Genomic DNA, 17450 nt, shown 5'->3' on the forward strand with positions numbered 1-17450 from the left:
TCAACTGGAACGAGTGCTATTCCATAGTGGAAAGAAACAGCACCACAGCCAGGCGACAAGCAAAAGGCGCCGCACGAGGTGCGGCGCCTTTTGCGATCAAACGAGTTCGATCGAGACTTCGTCGGTCAGCGGCGCTTACCGGCGACCCGCATCTCCATGTATTGCACGGCCTCGAGCAGGACGCGACGCGGCCGCTCGGCATCGCGCTTGGCCTGCTCGGCCTTGCGCTGCACCTCGCGCTCGATTTCGGCCAGGCGCTCGGCCTCCTCGCGCGCAGCCTGCTCGATGGCGGCGATACGCTCGGCCTCCAGGCGCTCGGCTTCCTTCTTGGCATCGCGCTCGGCCCGCGCGGCGGCGATCGCCTCGCGCTCGGCCCGACGCTGCACCATCACCGGATCGTCTGGTCCGGGACGCTTCTTGAAGCGCTCCAGCAGGGCCTTCTTCGCATTCGCGGAATTGGCCTGGCGATCAGTGAAATGGCGGTCGTTCGGGTTCTTCAAGGTGGGCCTTCTCGGGGTTTACATGGGCGAAGATGCCGCCCGCGCGCTGCGCTTACGGCAACTCGCGGGTTTTTGGTACTGAACTCAGCGCGGGGCCGCTGCGCTGGCAGCGCGGGGCTTGAGCACCTTCGGCTTCGGCGCGGCGATCAGACCTTCGCGCTGAGCCTGCTTGCGGGCGAGCTTGCGGGCGCGGCGGACGGCCTCGGCCTTCTCGCGAGCACGCTGCTCGGACGGCTTCTCATAGGAAGCGCGACGCTTCATCTCGCGGAACACGCCTTCGCGCTGCAATTTCTTCTTCAGAACGCGAATGGCCTGATCGACATTGTTGTCGCGCACGAGAACCTGCATCCGTGTCTCCAGCTTTGCAGGATGGAAGGAAAAAGGGTCAGGCAACGCCCGACCCTTAGGATTTGTGCGCCGCGGTAGCAGAAATCCCAGACCAGCGCCACCCCTAATCGTATCCCGCTCGGCGCATAGTGAACCCGCGGCAAGGTCGGCCCCTTGGCATGGAACGACCCGCCATGCACCCTTGAGCCATCATTCGATCGCACCGGGCATCATGGATTCGCAAGCCGCCAACGAGCTCTTCCCCCATATCCGCATCGTCATCGGCATGGTGATCGGCCTCGGCATCACCCGGCTGCTGACCGGCATCGCCCGGCTGATCCAGCATCCCAAGCGCCACCGCCTCTCGGTCATCCACCTGCTTTGGGTGTTCTCCCTATTGGCAGAGCTCGCCTTGTTCTGGTGGTGGGAGTTCGCGCTGTCCCGGTTGCCGAGCCTGACCTTCGGCACCTTCATCTTCCTGATCGTCTACGCGCTGACGCTCTTCCTGCTCTGCGCCTTGCTGTTTCCCGAGGATCTCGACGAATACGCCGATTACGAGGACTACTTTCTCAACCGGCGACGCTGGTTCTTCGGGCTCTTCGCGCTGATCTTCGTCCTCGACATCGTCGACACCGCCCTCAAGGGGCCGGCGCGGTGGAGTCACTACAGCGCCGATTATCTCATTCAGGTTCCGCTCGGCCTCGGGCTCTGCCTGCTCGCCTCGCTCTACGCCAACAAGCGCCTGCAGCTCGCGATGGCCCTGTTGCACATCGCCTATCAGCTCTACTGGACAGCACGCGTGGTTACCGCGCCGCTGTAGAGGACACCGCGCCCGGCACAACAGCATTGCGCCCGCGCTGCTTTACAACGCCGGCAATTTGGCCAAGGAACGGCGGCGGGCATTATCCTGCCCATCCGAAGCCCGGTCCGCCCGTGAACCTGCCTGCCCTCGATCAGTTCCGCCGCATCGTCGTCAAGGTCGGCTCCTCCCTGCTCGTCGACCGGGCGCAGGGTCGCCTGCGCCATGCCTGGCTCGCGGCGCTCGCCGAGGATCTCGCCGAACTGCATGGCCGCGGCGCCGATGTGCTCGTCGTCTCCTCCGGCGCGATCGCGCTCGGCCGCACCGTGCTGAAGCTGCCGGCCGGCCCGCTCCGGCTCGAGGAAAGCCAGGCTTCGGCAGCGGTCGGCCAGATCGCGCTCGCCCGCAACTGGTCGGAAGCGCTCGGCCATCACGGGCTCAATGCCGGCCAGATCCTGCTCACCCTCGCCGACACCGAGGAGCGCCGGCGCTATCTGAATGCCCGCGCGACGCTGGGGCGCCTGCTCGATTTGCGCGCCGTCCCGGTGATCAACGAGAACGATACCGTCGCCACGTCCGAGATCCGCTATGGCGACAATGACCGGCTCGCCGCCCGCGTCGCCACCATGGCCGGGGCCGACCTCTTAGTGCTGTTCTCCGACATCGATGGTCTCTACACCGCTCCGCCCCTCTCCAGCCCGGACGCCAGGCATATCCCTGTCATCGCAGCGATCACGCCTGCGATCGAGGCGATGGCCGGCGGCGCTGCCTCCGAGCTTTCGCGCGGCGGCATGCGCACCAAGATCGAAGCCGGCAAGATCGCCACCGCCGGCGGCGCCCATATGCTGATCGCCGACGGCCGGGCCAAGAATCCGCTGCGCGCGGTCGCGCAGGGCGCGCGCTGCTCCTGGTTCCTCAGCGCCTCGACGCCCGCCACCGCCCGCAAGACCTGGATCGCCGGCTCGCTCGAACCGCGCGGTACGCTGCATGTCGACGACGGCGCCGCTCGCGCCCTGCGTGGCGGCGCCAGCCTGCTGCCGGTCGGCGTCACCCGGATCGAGGGCACCTTCAGCCGCGGCGACGCGGTGATGATCCGAACGAGTGATGGCAGCGAGCTTGGCCGCGGCCTCGTCGCCTATGACGCCGACGAGGCCGTGCGTGTGCTCGGCAAGGCCTCCCGCGATATCGAGGCCGTGCTCGGCTATCCCGGTCGCGCCGAGATGATTCACCGGGACGACATGGCGCTGCGCCTCGGCTACGATCCCGATGCCTAAGCAGAATTCAGGGTGGCGATGACCCAAGAGAACGCACGGCAGAACGCCAAGCGCGTCCCCGCGCCCGATAATGAGAACGGCGATGTCGCCGCGCTGATGCACGGGCTCGGCCGGGGTGCCCGCGCTGCGGCGCGGCGCGTCGGAACAGCACCGGCCGAGCAGCGCAACCGCGCCCTCGCCGCGATGGCCGAGGCCCTGCGCGAGCGCGCTCCGGCGGTCCTCGCCGCCAATCAGCTGGATCTCGCCGATGCGCGCGCTGCCGGCCTCGCTGCTTCCTTCATCGACCGCCTCGCCTTGGACGATGCTCGCCTCGAAGCGATCGCCCAGGCCATCGCCGATATCGCCGCCTTGCCCGACCCGGTCGGCAAGGTGCTGGCAAACTGGACCCAGCCGAATGGTCTTATCTTCGAGCGCGTTGCTACGCCGCTCGGCGTCGTCGCGGTGATCTTCGAGAGCCGCCCCAATGTCACGGCGGACGCCGGCGCGCTCTGCCTGAAGAGCGGCAATGTCGCCATCCTGCGCGCCGGCTCCGACAGTTTCCGCAGCTCCAGCGAGATCGCTGCCGCCATGCAGGATGGCCTCGCAGCCGCTGGTCTGCCGCGCGAAGCGATCCAGCTCGTGCCCAGCCGCGACCGCGCCGCCGTGGGTGAAATCCTCAAGGGGCTCGACGGCAACGTCGACGTGGTCGTGCCGCGCGGCGGCAAGAGCCTGGTGGCGCGCGTCCAGCAAGAAGCGCGTGTGCCGGTCTTCGCCCATCTCGACGGCAACAACCATGTCTATGTCCATGCCGGGGCCGATCTCGCCATGGCCCGCGCGATCCTCATCAACGCCAAGCTGCGCCGCACGGGCGTCTGCGGCGCCGCCGAGACGCTGCTGGTCGACGAAGCCTGCGCGGCGACGCATCTGAAGCCACTGGTCGCCGCCTTGCTCGACGAGGGCTGCGCCGTGCGCGGCGACGCGGCGACGCTCGCCGCCGACCCGCGCGTCACACCGGCGAGCGAAGAGGATTGGCGCACCGAATATCTCGACCGCATCATCGCGGTGAAGACAGTGCCCGGCCTCGACGCGGCGATTACGCATATCGAGACCTATGGCTCGCACCACACCGACGCGATCGTGACTGCTGACGAGGCGGCTGCGACCCGCTTCCTCGCCGAGGTGGATTCGGCGATCGTGCTGCACAATGCCTCGACCCAGTTCGCCGATGGCGGCGAGTTCGGCTTCGGCGCCGAGATCGGCATCGCCACCGGCCGCATGCATGCGCGCGGCCCGGTCGGCGTCGAGCAACTCTGCTCCTTCAAATACCGAGTCCATGGCCAGGGTCAGGTCCGCCCGTGAGCGCCGAGGAGCTACGCCTGCCGCCGCACGCCCCCGGTCTGCGCATCGGGCTGTTCGGCGGCACCTTCAACCCCGCCCATGACGGCCACCGCATGGCGAGCCTGACGGCGCTGCGCCGGCTCCAGCTCGATCGCGTCTGGTGGCTGGTCACGCCCGGCAACCCGCTAAAAGACAATCACGCCTTGCCGCCGCTGACGCAGCGCATCGCAACGGCCCGTGCGCTCGCCAACCATGGCCACATCAACGTCACCGGCATCGAGACGACCCTGCGCACCCGCTACACAGCCGACACGCTGCGCCAGCTGAAGCGCCGCTGCCCCGGCGTACGCTTCGTCTGGATCATGGGCTCGGACAATCTCGCGAATTTCCATCGCTGGAACGAATGGCGCGCCATCGCCCGAATGATGCCGATCGCGGTGATCGACCGCCCCGGCTCGACCCATCGCTCGATCGCCTCGCCCGCTGCCAACTGGATGGCGCGCTGGCGTTTGTCGGAGAATCAGGGCGCGGCTCTGCCGGTGCGAACCCCGCCCGCTTGGATCTTCCTGCACGGCCGGCGCTCCGATCTATCCTCGACCTATCTGCGCGAACTCGCCGAAACCAATTGAACTTGCCCCCTCCGACGCCTAAATTGGGACGTCGCGCCATGAGCGCGTCGTCACGTGAGGATACGGCTCTGAACCGTCAATCCATCGGCGAAGCCGGCACCGAGCCGCTTCCCCCGGCCGCCATGACCGAGAACCCCGCCGCGAGCAGCATCGCGCTCGCCTTGCAGGTCCTGGACGACATGAAGGCCGAGGACGCCACCGTGATCGACCTCGTCGGCAAGACCTCGCTGGCCGACGCCATGATCATCGCCTCCGGCCGGGTCAACCGCCATGTCGCCTCGATCTCCGACAGCCTCGTCGAAGCCTTCAAGAAGGCCGGCCATGAGACGCCGAAGGTCGAGGGCTTTCCCGCCTGCGACTGGGTGCTGATCGACACCGGCGACCTGATCATCCACATCTTCCGTCCGGAAGTGCGCCAGTTCTACAATCTCGAGAAGATGTGGGGCGCCGATCGGCCGCGCGAGCGCCTCGACGGCTGAGTCCAGGGTCCCGTGCGCTTGTCGGTCATCGCGGTCGGCCGTCTCAAGGACGGGCCGGAACGTGATCTCTGCGCCCGCTATCAGGAACGCGCACAAGGCCTGGCCCGCGGGCTCGGCCTGAGTGGCCCTGAGGTCATCGAGCTCACTGAGGGCCGCGGTCGGCGCACCGAGGAACGCCGCCGCGAGGAGGCGAAGCTGATCGGCGAGCGCCTGCCGCCTTCCGGCCTCGTCATCGCCCTGGACGAGCGCGGCAGGAGCCTCGACAGCGACGCTTTCGCCAATCGCCTTGCGGCAGCGCGCGACGCCGGCACGCCGGCCGCGACCCTGCTGATCGGCGGCGCCGACGGGCTCGACGCCGAACTGCGCGAGCGTGCCGCGCTGGTGCTCTCCTTCGGTGCGCTGACCATGCCGCATCAGATCGTGCGTGCGCTCGTGCTCGAACAGCTCTATCGAGCGATGACGATCATGGCCGGACATCCTTATCATCGCGCATGACCCGCCGTTCCCGGCTGATTCGAATCGCACGCACGCTCCGGCTCTGGCCGGTGCTGCTTTGCGCCTGCCTGTCGGCCGGCCATGCAGCGGCTCAAACCGCCCCCGCCCCTGAATCCGACCAGAGCGCCCGCGACACCGAGCAGAAGCGCGAGGAGAAGCGCGCCCGCGAGGCCGAGCTCAAGGCGATCGAGGAGCGGCTCGCCGGCAGCGCCGAGGCTCGCGCCAAGCTTGAGACCGAGATCGCCGGCATCCGCGCCGACCGGACCAAGCTCAACCAGGCCCTGCTCGAGACCACCGCCCGAACCCAGGCCGCCGAAGGCCGCATCGCCGGGCTCGAACAGCGTCTCTCCCTGCTGCAGACCAGCGAGACGGCGATCAGGCGCTCGCTTGAGAGCCGGCGTGGCCTGATCGGCGAGGTATTGGCGGCGCTGCAGCGCATCGGCCGCCGGCCGCCGCCGGCCGTGCTGGTCCGCCCGGAGGACATTCTCGAAGCGGTGCGCGCCTCGATGCTGCTCGGCGCCGTCGTGCCCGATCTGCGCCAGGAGATCACCATCCTCGGCACCGATCTCGCCGAATTGGTGCGCTTGCGCGAAGCCATCGCCGAGGAGCGCAAGAGCATCGCCGGCGAGATGGAGGGGCTGGCGGGCGAGCGCCGTCGCCTGGCCTCGCTGATCGAAGCCAGGCGCACCCGCGAGACGAGCGCTGCCCAGGACATCGAGGCACAACGGGCCGCCGGCGGCGAACTCGCGGCGCAGGCAAGAACGCTGCGCGATCTCGTCGAGCGCATCGAAAAGGACATATCCACCGCCAATCGCGCCGCCGATGCCGCCCGCCGCGCGCTCGAAGCGGAGACCCAGGAGCAGCGCCAGCGCATGGCCCAGCTCGCCTTCCGTGATCCGGCCCGGCTCGCGCCCAAGGCGGCCTTCCAGGAATTGCGCGGCATGCTGCCCTTGCCGGTCGCCGGTTCACAATTGCGTGGATTTGGCGCGGCTGACGAAGTTGGCGCCGCAACGCGTGGAATTTCGCTTTCCACACGCGCCAATGCCGTGGTTTCGTCACCTTCCGATGGCTGGGTGGTCTATGCGGGGCCGTTCCGCTCCTTTGGCCAACTCTTGATCCTCAATGCCGGCAATGGTTACTATGTTCTTCTGGCGGGCATGCAGCGCATCGACGTATCGTTGAACCAGTTTGTGCTGGCCGGAGAGCCGGTCGCGGTGATGGGCGAGACTGCGGAAGCGGCCGCGACGAATGTGGGAGCGGGGACCGGCGAGCCGGTCCTCTATATCGAGTTCAGGAAAGACGGCGTCTCGATCGATCCGACGCCGTGGTGGACGAAATCGCAAGGCGAAAAGGCTCGCGGATGATGCGCAAGGTTTCTCTCGTTCTGGTCGGCGCCATCGCCGGCGCGGGGCTCACCGGTGTGGTGACCCAGACCAAGCTCTTCTCCTCGACCAGTGCGGTCGCGGCCTCGGCCGAGGTCTATCGCAGCCTCAACCTGTTCGGCGACATCTTCGAGAAGATCCGCACCGACTATGTCGAGAAGCCGGACGAGCAGAAGCTGATCGAGGCCGCCATCAACGGCATGGTCTCCTCGCTCGATCCGCACTCTGGCTATCTCGATGCCAAGAGCTTCCGCGACATGGACATCGACATGCGCGGCCAGTTCGGCGGGCTCGGCATCGAGGTGACGATGGAGAACGAGGTTCTCAAGGTCGCCAAGCCGATTCGCGACACGCCCGCCGCCAAGGCCGGCATCCTGGCCGGCGACATCATCCGCAAGATCGACAATGACGAGGTCAAGGGCCTCAGCCTGAACCAGGCCGTCGAGAAGATGCGCGGCATCATCAACACGCAGGTCAAGCTGACGATCGAGCGCACCGGCAAGACCGAGCCGCTGGAATTCACCCTGACCCGGTCGAACATCGTCGTCCCCGCTGTCGAGGAGCGCGTCGAGGGCGATGTCGGCTATATCCGCATCGGCACCTTCAGCGAGCAGACCTATGAGGGCCTGCGCAAGGCGCTCGACAAGGTCAACGCCGAGATCGGCTTCGACAAGATCAAGGGCTACATCATCGACCTGCGCAACAATCGCGGCGGGCGCCTCGACCAGTCGGTGCTGGTCTCCGATGCCTTCCTCGAGCGTGGCAAGATCGTCTCGACCCGCGGCCGCAACGCCGAGGAGACCCAGGTCTTCAACGCCAAGTCGGGTGATCTGACCAAGGGCAAGCCGGTCGTCGTGCTGATCAACGGCTCCTCGGCCTCCGCCGCCGAGATCGTCGCCGGCGCCCTGCAGGACCACAAGCGCGCCACCGTGATGGGTTCGCGCTCCTTCGGCAAGGGCTCGGTCCAGACCGTGATCCGCCTCGGCGACAATGGCGGCCTCAGGCTGACCACGGCGCGCTACTACACCCCGTCCGGCAACTCGATCCAGGCCAAGGGCATCACGCCCGACATCGAGATCATCCAGGACGTGCCGGCCGAGCTGAAGGACAAGGTCGAGAACAAGGGCGAGGCCTCGCTCAAGGGCCATCTGCGCAATGGCGACGGCAAGGAGGAGCAGGCCGGCTCGCCGTCCTATGTTCCGATCGATCCGGCCAAGGACACCCAGCTCGCCGCGGCGCTCAACCTGCTGCGCGGCAAGAAGGACGTTGCCCTGCCCGCAACGCCGGCGCCTGCCACGCCCGCCCCGGCCCCTGAGGCCGGCAAGTCCGACGGAGAAAAGAAGGCCGACTGAGCCCGCAGGCCCTTTCCGACCCCAGCTATTCGGCACTTGCGCAACGGCCGCAGGAGATTGTTTCCCTTGCGGCCGATTGGCGATTGATTCCGGCTCGAATCATCCGACTCTAGCGCTGCGAACTGATTCGCAGATGTTGTGACGTCGAAGAGGACGGCGCCTCTTGGCCGGATTGCCGCTCAGCGAACTCGACCAGCCGCTCGGGCAGGCGAAGCGCACGCGCGCGCCGAAGCCCTATGGGCGTTGGCTCTGGCGTGGCCTGACCGGCGGGTTGGCGGCTCTCTTCGTCGGTCTCATCCTCTACGCGGCGCTGAAACGCGATCCCAATGGCGGCGAACCGATCGCGACTGCGATGATCCGCGAGCGCCCTGTCGCACCCGACATCGCCAAGGCTCCGCCCGAGCCCACCCAGCGCGATGACCGGCGCGGCCCGGCCAGCGCCAGCCAGCTCGAAACCGAATCCGGCGTCACCGTCGTCCGCCCGGGTTCGGACGCGCCCGGCGCTATCATCATCACCGTCCCCGACGATGGCACGGTCAAGCTCGCTCCGGCGCCGGACAAGCGCCTGGTCGAGCGCACCCGGCACGGCCTCCTGCCGAAGATCGGCCCGGATGGCGCAGCGCCGGCGCAGGTCTATGCCCGCCCGCTCGGCCCTGCCCCCGCCGGCAAGCCGGCCGGCCGGATCGCCATCCTGGTCGGCGGGCTCGGCATCAGCCAGAGCTCGACCAGCGAGGCGATCGCGCGCCTGCCAGGCCCCGTCTCACTCGCCTTCGCCCCCTATGGCGCCGAGCTGGAGAAGACGGTCCAGCGCGCCCGCGGTGAAGGCCACGAGGTCTTCCTGCAGGTGCCGATGGAGCCGTTCGACTATCCCGACAACGATCCCGGTCCGCATACCCTCCTCACCGGCCAGAAGGGCAACGACAATCTCGACCGGCTGCAATGGGTGCTCGGCCGCTTCTCCGGTTATGTCGGCATCGTCAATTTCCTCGGCGGCCGCCTCACCGCCGACGACATGGCCCTGACGCCGCTGCTGCGCGAGCTCGCCGGACGCGGGCTGATGGTCGTCGACGACGGCTCCTCGCCGCGCAGCCTGCTCGCTTCCGCAGCGACGCGCGCGCGGATCCCGGCGCTCAAGGCCGATCTTTCGCTCGATACCGTCCCGCGGCCTGAGACCATCGACAAGGAGCTGCAGCGCCTCGAGACGCTCGCCCGCGACCAGGGCGCGGCCGTCGCCACCGCCAGCGCCCTGCCCGTCACGGTCGAGCGCATCACTCGCTGGGCCCGCACGCTCGAGGGCAAGAACCTGGTCCTCGTACCCGTCAGCGCCGCCCGCGGCTTCCGCAACCCCTCCACCACCGGTTCGCTGCGATGACAAAACCGCCCGCCGGCTACCGCCCCTGCGTCGGCCTTGCCCTGTTCAACCCGGCCGGGCTCGTCTTCGTCGGCCGCAGGGCCAATCGCAGTCAGCGCGAGCACACCGCGCCCGGTCATGAATGGCAGATGCCGCAGGGCGGCATCGATGCCGGCGAGCAGCCGATCGAGGCGGCCTACCGCGAACTGCGCGAGGAGACCAATGTCTCTTCGGTGTCCCTACTCGCCGAAGCGCCGGACTGGCTGAGCTACGATCTGCCGCGCGAGATCGGCAGGGAGGCCTGGCGCGGCAAATATCGGGGCCAATCACAGAAATGGTTCGCCTTCCGCTTCGATGGCGACGAGAGCGAGATCGACATCCAGAGCCCCGGCGGCGGCCACAAGCCCGAATTCGACGCCTGGCGCTGGGTGCCGCTCGCGGAGACGGCGGAGCTGATCATCCCGTTCAAGCGCGAGGTCTACCGTGAGGTGGTCCGCCAGTTCGCGGGTATCGCGCGATGAGCGCCCGGCGCAAGCGGCTGGACCGTCATGAAATCCTTACATGGCGGCCCGATTCTGGATCGATGACCGATTCGGTGCAGAAACTCTACGCGGCCGTGCTTTCGGCCCGCGGCCGCGACCCTGCTTTGTCGCGAACAGCCAAGCTGATCCGCGAAGGCACGCCGAAAATGGCCAAGAAACTCGGCGAGGAAGCGGTCGAGGTCGGGATCGAGGCGGTGCAGAACAATCGCCCGGCGGTGGTCCGCGAAAGCGCCGATCTCATCTACAATCTCGTCGTGCTCTGGAGCGAGCTCGGCATCACGCCCGGCGAAGTCTGGCGCGAGATGGACCGGCGCGAGGAGCTCTACGGCATCGCCGAGAAACTGCCGAAATCGCGGCATGGCGGCCGCCATTTGGCTGCGCCGGACAGCGGGGCGAGCGATGAAGGGGCAGGACAGGATGCCTTGCAGTCGCTGCTCCTGCGCAACAAGCGGGGCTGAAAGTCCCTTCGCCACCGCTTGTCACAAGGTTCGACAAGAAAGCGAAGGAAGTCGGCAAATCGGGCTTGCCAAGCACAGCGGGAGCCGTTAAATCCGCATCCGTCAGCCGATGACGGCCTTCAAGACCGTTTCGCTGCCACGCGCCCGTAGCTCAGCTGGATAGAGCATCAGACTACGAATCTGAGGGTCAGAGGTTCGAATCCTTTCGGGCGCGCCATTTTCTTTCAAAAACTTAACTTGTATTAGAGCCCGCCTCTCCGGCGGGCTTTATCGTTTGCCATCCACATGCTGTCCACCATGAGAACCGTGCCATCGATGCCGGTGCTCCATTGGAACACCAGCAACCTAGCGAGCTGTCCCTTGATCTAGGTGGGCTGCTCAGCCTCTTCGGCGATTGGTTCACTGAAGACATTGAAGCTCCTGACTGGTTTGCCGTGAGGTCAGGCAGGGACGCCCTTGTGGCTCCAGCGGCTGAAGCGGTGGAAGGCACTGTTCCAGTCGCCAAACGCTTCGGACAAGTCGCGCCAGGGCGAGCCAGCGCGCACGATCCACAACACCGCCTCGACGAACATGCGGTTGTCACGGCCAGAAGGCACTGCCGCCCCAGCGCCTCCACGAATCTCGTAGTTGGGTCGTAAACTGGCCTTTGTTGCTCCAAAGGCAATGTCCGCTTCTGGCGGCGTCTCAACGTCGGCAATCGGCGCATTTGCACCCGGCCGCGACGGTTCCTCAACAATCTATTTTTGCTGAGGTCGTTGCTTGTTGCGCTGCGGCTGGAACAGCGAAGCTCCCTTCACGACAAGGAGCAGCGCGAAGGTCAGGACGATGATGACAAACGCGGCGGCCGCGATGGCGGGGCTGATGTTCTCGCGTATCGAGGCGAACATCTGGCGCGCCATGGTCGTCTGGTTGGGACCGGCGACGAAAAGCGTGATCACGACCTCGTCGAGCGAGGTCGCAAAGGCGAAGACCGCGCCAGTGAGAATACCAGGCATGGCGAGTGGCAGGGTCACATTGCGGAAGACCGCGGTTGGCGGCGCACCCAGGCTCGAGGCCGCCTTCTCCAGCGCCGGATCGATGCTCGCAAGCGAGCCTGAGACGTTGACCAGCACGAACGGCACGCAGAGCACCGCATGGGCGACGATCACGCCGAGATAGCTGCTCGCCAGGCCCATGCGGGCATAGAGGATCTGCATGCCGACGCCGAGCACCACGGCCGGCACCACCATCGGCAGCAGGAAGATCGAGCGTAGCACGCCGGAGAACGGCACGAGCTCGCGCCGCAGGCCGAGCGCGGCAAGCGTTCCAACCACCGTGGAGAGAACCGTCGCGCCGGAGCCGATGATCAGCGAATTGACGATCGAGCGCTTCCAGGCGTCGCTGGTCGCCAGCGTCTCGAACCAGCGTAGTGAGGGACCGCTGATCGGATAGGTCAGGAAGACGCTGTCGGTGAAGGCGAGCGGCAGGATCGCGACCAGAGGCAGCAGCAGGAACGCCACAACCAGCGCCGCGAAAGCCAGCCGCACCGCACCGAAGGCGAGCGCACCGGGTGTGCCCGCGAGGCTTGGCGAAACCGCGCTCATGCCTGCCCCAGGGGGGTGCGCGAGAGCCGGCCATAGACGATATAGAGCACCGTCGTCGGCACCAGCAGGAACAGTCCAAGAGCGCCGGCCATGCCCCAATTGGCAGTACCGGTGGCGTAGAAGGCGATGACGGAGGAGATCATCTGGTCGCCGGCGCCGCCGGTCAGCGCCGGCGTGATGTAGTAGCCGAGCGCCACCATGAAGACGAGCAGCGAGCCCGAGAGCAGGCCGGGCATCGCCAGCGGCAGCAGGACATGCCGGAAGGCCTGCAAGGGGCGGGCGCCGAGCGCGGCGGCCGCCGGCATCAGGTTGCGCGGGATCGCGATCAGGCTGGCATAGATCGGCAGCACCATGAATGGCAGAAGCACATGCGTCATGGCAATCAGCACGCCGGTGCGGTTGTAGATCAGCGGCAGCGAGGCATCGATCAGGCCGAGGGCCTTCAGGATCTGATTGATCAGCCCCTGATCCTGCAGGAGGATCATCCAGGCGGCGGTGCGGACCAGCAACGAGGTCCAGAGCGGCAGCAGCACCGCCAGCAGCAGCAGGTTGCGCTTCCAGCCAACCAGGCTCGCCGCCAGCATGGCGAAGGGCAGCCCAATCGCGGCGCAGGCCAGCGTCACCTGGGCCGCGATGATGAAGGTCCGCAGCATGATCGCGCGGTTGACCGCCATATCCGGCGCGACATGCGCGATCGTGCCGTCATCGCTGCGCTTGAGATCGACGGCGGCAAGCAGATTGGCGTCGGTATAGGGCGGCATGCCGCGCTTCAGCGCGAGCCAGAAGGGCGGCTGGCCCCAGCGCGGATCGATGCTTTCGAGCTTGGGGGCGGCGTCGGCACCGGCATTGCGCAGCGCGGTGACGGTGCGCGGCAGCAAGGTGCGGAAGCCCGCCTGCTGGCTGTTCAGGCTGCGCACGGCGTCGCCGAAGACTTCCTGCACGACCTCGGCGCGCAGATCTTGGATCAGCGCCGCCTGAACTTCCGGAGAGGGAAGGCCGTCGCCGTTCCACTGCGCGATCGCCACGGCCGTTGCCGGGAAGGTCAGGCGCACCGTGCCGCCCTGCACAGAAGTTGCGATCATCATCCAGAGCGGCCAGACGAAGAACAGGCCGAGGAAGACGATCAGCGGCAGGACGAGGAGCGACGCCTTCAGGCGCGCAACGGTCATGGCGCCACCAGCGTGCAATCGTCGCGGTTGAAGCTGGCGAAAGCCTGCGAGCCGACGGGCAGGACGACGTCGCGGCGTCCGGCCTTGGCGACGAGGCGCTGGCCCTGGCCCTGGCAGGAGAGATGCACGCGGACATGGTCGCCGTGGTAGACGTCGTCCTCGACCGTGACCGGCAGCGCGTTCAGGGCTGCCGGGTCGTTGCCGAGATGCAGCATTTCCGGCCTGATCGAGACGAGGGCCGGGCTGCCGGCGGCGAACCCATCAGGCGCGGTGCAGGAGACCGAGCCGCCATTGGCGAGGGCGACCGTGGCAACGCCGTCCGTCCGGGCTGAGACGGTACCTGCGAGCAGGTTGGTCTCGCCGATGAATTCGGCGACGAAGCGCGTGCGCGGGCGATCATAAAGGCCGGCCGGCGTATCGAGCTGCTCGATCTTGCCGCGGTTCAGCACCGCGACGCGATCGGACATGGTGAGCGCCTCGCCCTGGTCATGGGTCACGAAGATGACGGTCAGGCCGAGCTTGCGGTGCAGCTCGCGGATTTCGAGCTGCATATGCTCGCGCAGCTGCTTGTCGAGCGCGCTGAGCGGCTCGTCCATCAGCACGACTTTCGGCTCATAGACGATCGAGCGCGAGAGAGCGATGCGCTGCTGCTGGCCGCCTGAAAGCTGCGCGGGTTTGCGATCCTGGAGATGGCCGAGCTGGACGAGATCGAGCGCGCGTGTCACCCGCGCCTCGCGCTCCGCCTTGCCGACACCGCGCATCTTCAGCGGGAAAGCGATGTTCTCCGCGACTGTCATATGTGGGAAGAGCGCGTAATTCTGGAACACCACGCCCATGTCGCGCTTGTAGGGCGGCAGCCGTTCGACGCGCTTGCCATCGACATGGATCGCGCCGCCCGTTGGCGCCTCGAACCCGGCCAGCATCATCAGGAGCGTGGTCTTGCCCGAGCCGGACGGGCCGAGCAGGCTGACGAATTCGCCCTGCCTGACATGGAGGTCGAGCGCATCGACGACTTTGGCCGTTCCGAACGCCTTGCTGACGTTTTCGAACCGGATGAACGCTGCCGAACCGGGCAAATGGAAGTCCTTCACCTGAATGGCTGGCGCGATGCGCCAGCCATTGTGACCATACGTCTCGGCTTGCGCCAAGCCTTGAGGCTTGGACTACTTGCCGAGCCAGGCGTTGAAGCGCTTGGTCAGGTCCTCGATGTTATCGTTCCAGAAGTCGATATCGATCGAGATCGCGCCCGAGAGATTGGCGGGCGAGGTCGGCAGATCAGCCGCAAGATCGGCCGGCACTGCCGCGGCAGCAGCCTTGTTGGGCAGGCCATAAGCGATGTCCTGCGGCAGCTTCGACTGGTTTTCGGGCAGGCTGGCGAAGGCGATGAAATCCATCGCCGCATCCTTGTTCGGGCTGCCCTTCAGGATCACCCAGCTGTCGACGGCGTAGATGCTGCCGGGCCAGACGGTCTTGAACTTGGTACCCTCGGTCTTGTTGATGCCGCTGATGCGGCCGTTATAGGCCGAGGTCATCACGACCTGGCCGGACTTCAGGAGCTGAAGCGGCTGGGCGCCGGATTCCCACCAGATCATGTCACCCTTGATCTCGTCGAGCTTCTTGAAGGCGCGATCGACGCCGCCGGCGGCCCGCAGAGTCGCGTAGACGTCCTTGGCAGCAACGCCATCAGCCATCAGAGCGAATTCGAGGGCGTATTTGGGGCCGCGCCGCAGGGCGCGCTTGCCCGGGAATTTCTTGGTGTCCCAGAAATCGGCCCAGGAGGTCGGCGCCGTCTTCAGCTTATCGGAATCATAGGACAGCATCGTCGACCAGACGATCGCGCCGACGCCGCAATCGCTGACCGCGCTGTCGAGGAACTTGTCCTTGCCGCCTAGCTTGGCCCAGTCGATCTTCTCGTAGATGCCGTCGGCGCAGCCGATCGCGAGTTCGTCGGCCTCGACCTGCACGGCGTCCCAGTTCGGCACGCCAGCCTTGACCTTGGCCTGCACGACGCCGACGCCGCCATCCCAGGATTCGTCGAGCACCGGCTTGCCGGTCTTGTCGGCGAAGGGCTTGAAATAGATCTTGCGCTGCGCGTCCTGGTAGTTTCCGCCCCAGGACACGACGGTGAGGTCGCGCGCGGAAGCGGCCCCGACGGCCGACAGCATCAACCCCGCCGCAAGGCCGGCGGAGCCTATCACCTGTTTGAAATTGGCCATGTTGGTCTCCCTTGTGTTTGCCGTCCCGGGATTCGCCCCTCGCGAACGCCGAACCAGTCCTTGCCGATCATTGGAACCCCGATCGCGTTTTCGCGCCAGAGCTTCCGCAGACCTGTCCGTCGAATTCAGGCACCGATCTCCTGCAGCAATTGCGCGGGAGCCAGCCGCAGAGCGGCGGCGCGACGATGGCCCTCCAGCCCCTCGCTGGCGCTCTGGCGCATGGCAGGCGGCGCGACCGCCGCGACACCGCGCTCGTCCAGCCATTGATGGGTGCAGGTCTTGAGATAGGAGCCGACCCAGAGGCCTCCGGTATAGCGTCCGGCCGCCATCGTCGGCAGCGTGTGGTTGGTGCCGCAGCATTTGTCGGAATAGACCACGCTGGCTGCGACGCCGATGAAGATCGAGCCGTAATTGCGCAGTTTACCAGCGGTCGCCTGGGCATCGCTGGTGTGGACCTCGAGATGCTCGGCGGCGATGTGGTCGGAATAGGCCAGCATCGCGGCCTCGTCTTCGCAGATGACGATCTCGCCATAGTCGCGCCAGGCCTCGGCTGCCACGCCCGCGGTCGAGAGATTGCCGAGCTGGCGCTCGACCTCGGCCAGCGTTGCCTCGGCGAGCACGCGGTCGGTCGTGATCAGGCCGACGCGCGTGCGGACATCGTGCTCGGCTTGGGCAAGGAGGTCGACAGCGATGGTGACCGCGTCGCCCGTGTCGTCGGCGACGACGAAGATTTCGCTGGGGCCGGCGAGCTGGTCGATGCCGACGAGGCCGAACACCTGGCGCTTGGCCTCGTTCACATAGGCGTTGCCCGGCCCGACGATCTTGTCGACCGCCGGAATGCTCTCAGTACCGTAAGCCATGGCGGCGATCGCCTGCGCACCACCGACGCGGAAGATGCGGTCGGCGCCCGAGAGGTGGCAGCCGGCGATCATCGCCTGATGCGCGCCCGGCGGCAGGCAGGCGATGACCTCGTCGCAACCGGCGACTTTCGCCGGAACGATCGTCATGATCGGAGCCGAGAGCAGCGGGTAGCGCCCGCCGGGCACATAAGCGCCGACACGGGCAATCGGGATGATGCGGTGCCCGAGATGCAGGCCGGGCAGCGGCTCGACGTCGAGCGGCAGGATCGTGTCGCGCTGCGCCTGGGCGAAGGATCGCACGCGCTCGATCGCGAATTCGGTGTCGGCGCGGGTCTGTGGATCGAGCGCCGCGACGGCCTCTTCGCGCTCCCTGGCGCTGACCTCGAACGTCTCGATATCGACCTTGTCGAACTGGCGGGAATAGTGGCGCAGCGCCGCGTCGCCCGATTGCCGTACCGCGTCGAGGATCTGCTTCACCGTCGCCTCGACCGGGGCATTGTCGCTCCATGCGCTGCGGCCGGGCTGCTTGATGTGTGTCAGCCGGCTTGCAAGCTGTGGGTCGAGTTTCGTCATGAAGGGTCTGCCTGGGTCGTGGGGAAGCACTGACATTGGCGGCGCTTCCGACGCAGCACGCAAGACGGCGCGGCGCTCATGTTGAGGATATTCACCATTCGCGCTAGATGTGGGGGCTGGCGAAGGGGGCACTCGGAGGCGAAG

At 66.9% G+C, this 17450-nt stretch carries 18 protein-coding genes, 1 tRNA gene and 1 pseudogene; 12 read left to right on the forward strand and 8 right to left on the reverse strand.

Features of this window, described 5'->3' with window-relative positions; genetic code table 11:
* Positions 1–125: 125 nt before the first annotated feature.
* Positions 126–500: a DUF6481 family protein gene (locus tag GV161_RS07935; RefSeq protein WP_244543923.1), complete on the reverse strand. Its 375-nt coding sequence runs from the start codon at positions 498–500 to the stop codon at positions 126–128.
* Between the two features lie 84 nt (positions 501–584).
* Complete coding sequence (gene rpsU / locus GV161_RS07940) at positions 585–848, reverse strand: 30S ribosomal protein S21 (protein ID WP_091838241.1); 264 nt, start codon at positions 846–848, stop codon at positions 585–587.
* A 211-nt stretch (positions 849–1059) separates the two neighbouring features.
* On the opposite strand from rpsU, the gene GV161_RS07945 reads away from it, so the two are divergent.
* The 12 genes from GV161_RS07945 to GV161_RS08000 all read left to right on the forward strand — a co-directional run bounded on the left by GV161_RS07945 (position 1060) and on the right by GV161_RS08000 (position 11122).
* Positions 1060–1647 (forward strand): hypothetical protein, encoded by a 588-nt coding sequence (locus GV161_RS07945; RefSeq protein ID WP_152015222.1) that lies wholly within the window; start codon positions 1060–1062, stop codon positions 1645–1647.
* 113 nt (positions 1648–1760) lie between these two features.
* Positions 1761–2900: a glutamate 5-kinase gene (gene proB, locus GV161_RS07950; RefSeq protein ID WP_193219555.1), complete on the forward strand. Its 1140-nt coding sequence runs from the start codon at positions 1761–1763 to the stop codon at positions 2898–2900.
* Between the two features lie 96 nt (positions 2901–2996).
* Positions 2997–4238, forward strand: a complete 1242-nt coding sequence (locus GV161_RS07955) for a glutamate-5-semialdehyde dehydrogenase (RefSeq protein ID WP_152016206.1) — start codon at positions 2997–2999, stop codon at positions 4236–4238.
* Positions 4235–4846: a nicotinate-nucleotide adenylyltransferase gene (locus GV161_RS07960; protein WP_152015221.1), complete on the forward strand. Its 612-nt coding sequence runs from the start codon at positions 4235–4237 to the stop codon at positions 4844–4846. Before GV161_RS07955 ends, GV161_RS07960 begins: the two co-directional genes overlap by 4 nt.
* 122 nt (positions 4847–4968) lie before the next feature.
* Complete coding sequence (gene rsfS / locus GV161_RS07965) at positions 4969–5325, forward strand: ribosome silencing factor (protein WP_193219571.1); 357 nt, start codon at positions 4969–4971, stop codon at positions 5323–5325.
* Positions 5326–5337: 12 nt separating this feature from the next.
* Positions 5338–5820 (forward strand): 23S rRNA (pseudouridine(1915)-N(3))-methyltransferase RlmH, encoded by a 483-nt coding sequence (gene rlmH, locus GV161_RS07970; RefSeq protein WP_152015219.1) that lies wholly within the window; start codon positions 5338–5340, stop codon positions 5818–5820.
* Positions 5817–7184 carry a peptidoglycan DD-metalloendopeptidase family protein gene (locus tag GV161_RS07975; RefSeq protein ID WP_152015218.1) on the forward strand — a complete coding sequence of 456 codons (1368 nt, stop codon included), beginning with the start codon at positions 5817–5819 and terminating at the stop codon, positions 7182–7184. The genes rlmH and GV161_RS07975 overlap by 4 nt, the downstream gene beginning before the upstream one ends.
* Positions 7184–8554 (forward strand): S41 family peptidase, encoded by a 1371-nt coding sequence (locus GV161_RS07980; RefSeq protein WP_152015217.1) that lies wholly within the window; start codon positions 7184–7186, stop codon positions 8552–8554. Before GV161_RS07975 ends, GV161_RS07980 begins: the two co-directional genes overlap by 1 nt.
* 163 nt (positions 8555–8717) lie before the next feature.
* Positions 8718–9926, forward strand: a complete 1209-nt coding sequence (locus GV161_RS07985; protein ID WP_152015216.1) for a divergent polysaccharide deacetylase family protein — start codon at positions 8718–8720, stop codon at positions 9924–9926.
* Positions 9923–10426: an RNA pyrophosphohydrolase gene (locus GV161_RS07990; protein ID WP_152015215.1), complete on the forward strand. Its 504-nt coding sequence runs from the start codon at positions 9923–9925 to the stop codon at positions 10424–10426. The genes GV161_RS07985 and GV161_RS07990 overlap by 4 nt, the downstream gene beginning before the upstream one ends.
* A 62-nt stretch (positions 10427–10488) precedes the next feature.
* The gene (hisE, locus tag GV161_RS07995) at positions 10489–10905 is read left to right on the forward strand and encodes a phosphoribosyl-ATP diphosphatase (protein ID WP_152015214.1); all 417 of its coding nucleotides are present in this window, start codon (positions 10489–10491) and stop codon (positions 10903–10905) included.
* Positions 10906–11045: 140 nt separating this feature from the next.
* A tRNA-Arg gene (locus GV161_RS08000) sits at positions 11046–11122 on the forward strand.
* A gap of 232 nt (positions 11123–11354) precedes the next feature.
* On the opposite strand, the pseudogene GV161_RS08005 reads toward GV161_RS08000, so the two are convergent.
* The 6 genes and pseudogenes from GV161_RS08005 to hisD all read right to left on the reverse strand — a co-directional run.
* Positions 11355–11495 (reverse strand): annotated as a pseudogene (locus GV161_RS08005) (transposase); the annotation flags it as partial.
* 147 nt (positions 11496–11642) lie between these two features.
* A complete protein-coding gene (locus GV161_RS08010) occupies positions 11643–12488 on the reverse strand; it encodes an ABC transporter permease (protein WP_152015213.1) in 846 nt (281 codons plus the stop codon).
* A complete protein-coding gene (locus GV161_RS08015) occupies positions 12485–13657 on the reverse strand; it encodes an ABC transporter permease (RefSeq protein ID WP_152015212.1) in 1173 nt (390 codons plus the stop codon). The genes GV161_RS08010 and GV161_RS08015 overlap by 4 nt, the downstream gene beginning before the upstream one ends.
* Positions 13654–14748 carry an ABC transporter ATP-binding protein gene (locus GV161_RS08020; protein ID WP_244624134.1) on the reverse strand — a complete coding sequence of 365 codons (1095 nt, stop codon included), beginning with the start codon at positions 14746–14748 and terminating at the stop codon, positions 13654–13656. The genes GV161_RS08015 and GV161_RS08020 overlap by 4 nt, the downstream gene beginning before the upstream one ends.
* 72 nt (positions 14749–14820) lie before the next feature.
* Entirely contained in the window at positions 14821–15822 is a 1002-nt protein-coding gene (locus GV161_RS08025; protein WP_244624197.1) for an ABC transporter substrate-binding protein, read from the reverse strand.
* A gap of 176 nt (positions 15823–15998) precedes the next feature.
* Entirely contained in the window at positions 15999–17306 is a 1308-nt protein-coding gene (gene hisD, locus GV161_RS08030) for a histidinol dehydrogenase (RefSeq protein ID WP_152015210.1), read from the reverse strand.
* Between the last annotated feature and the right edge of the window lie 144 nt (positions 17307–17450).

The organism is Bosea sp. 29B, assembly GCF_902506165.1.
Lineage (GTDB): Bacteria > Pseudomonadota > Alphaproteobacteria > Rhizobiales > Beijerinckiaceae > Allobosea.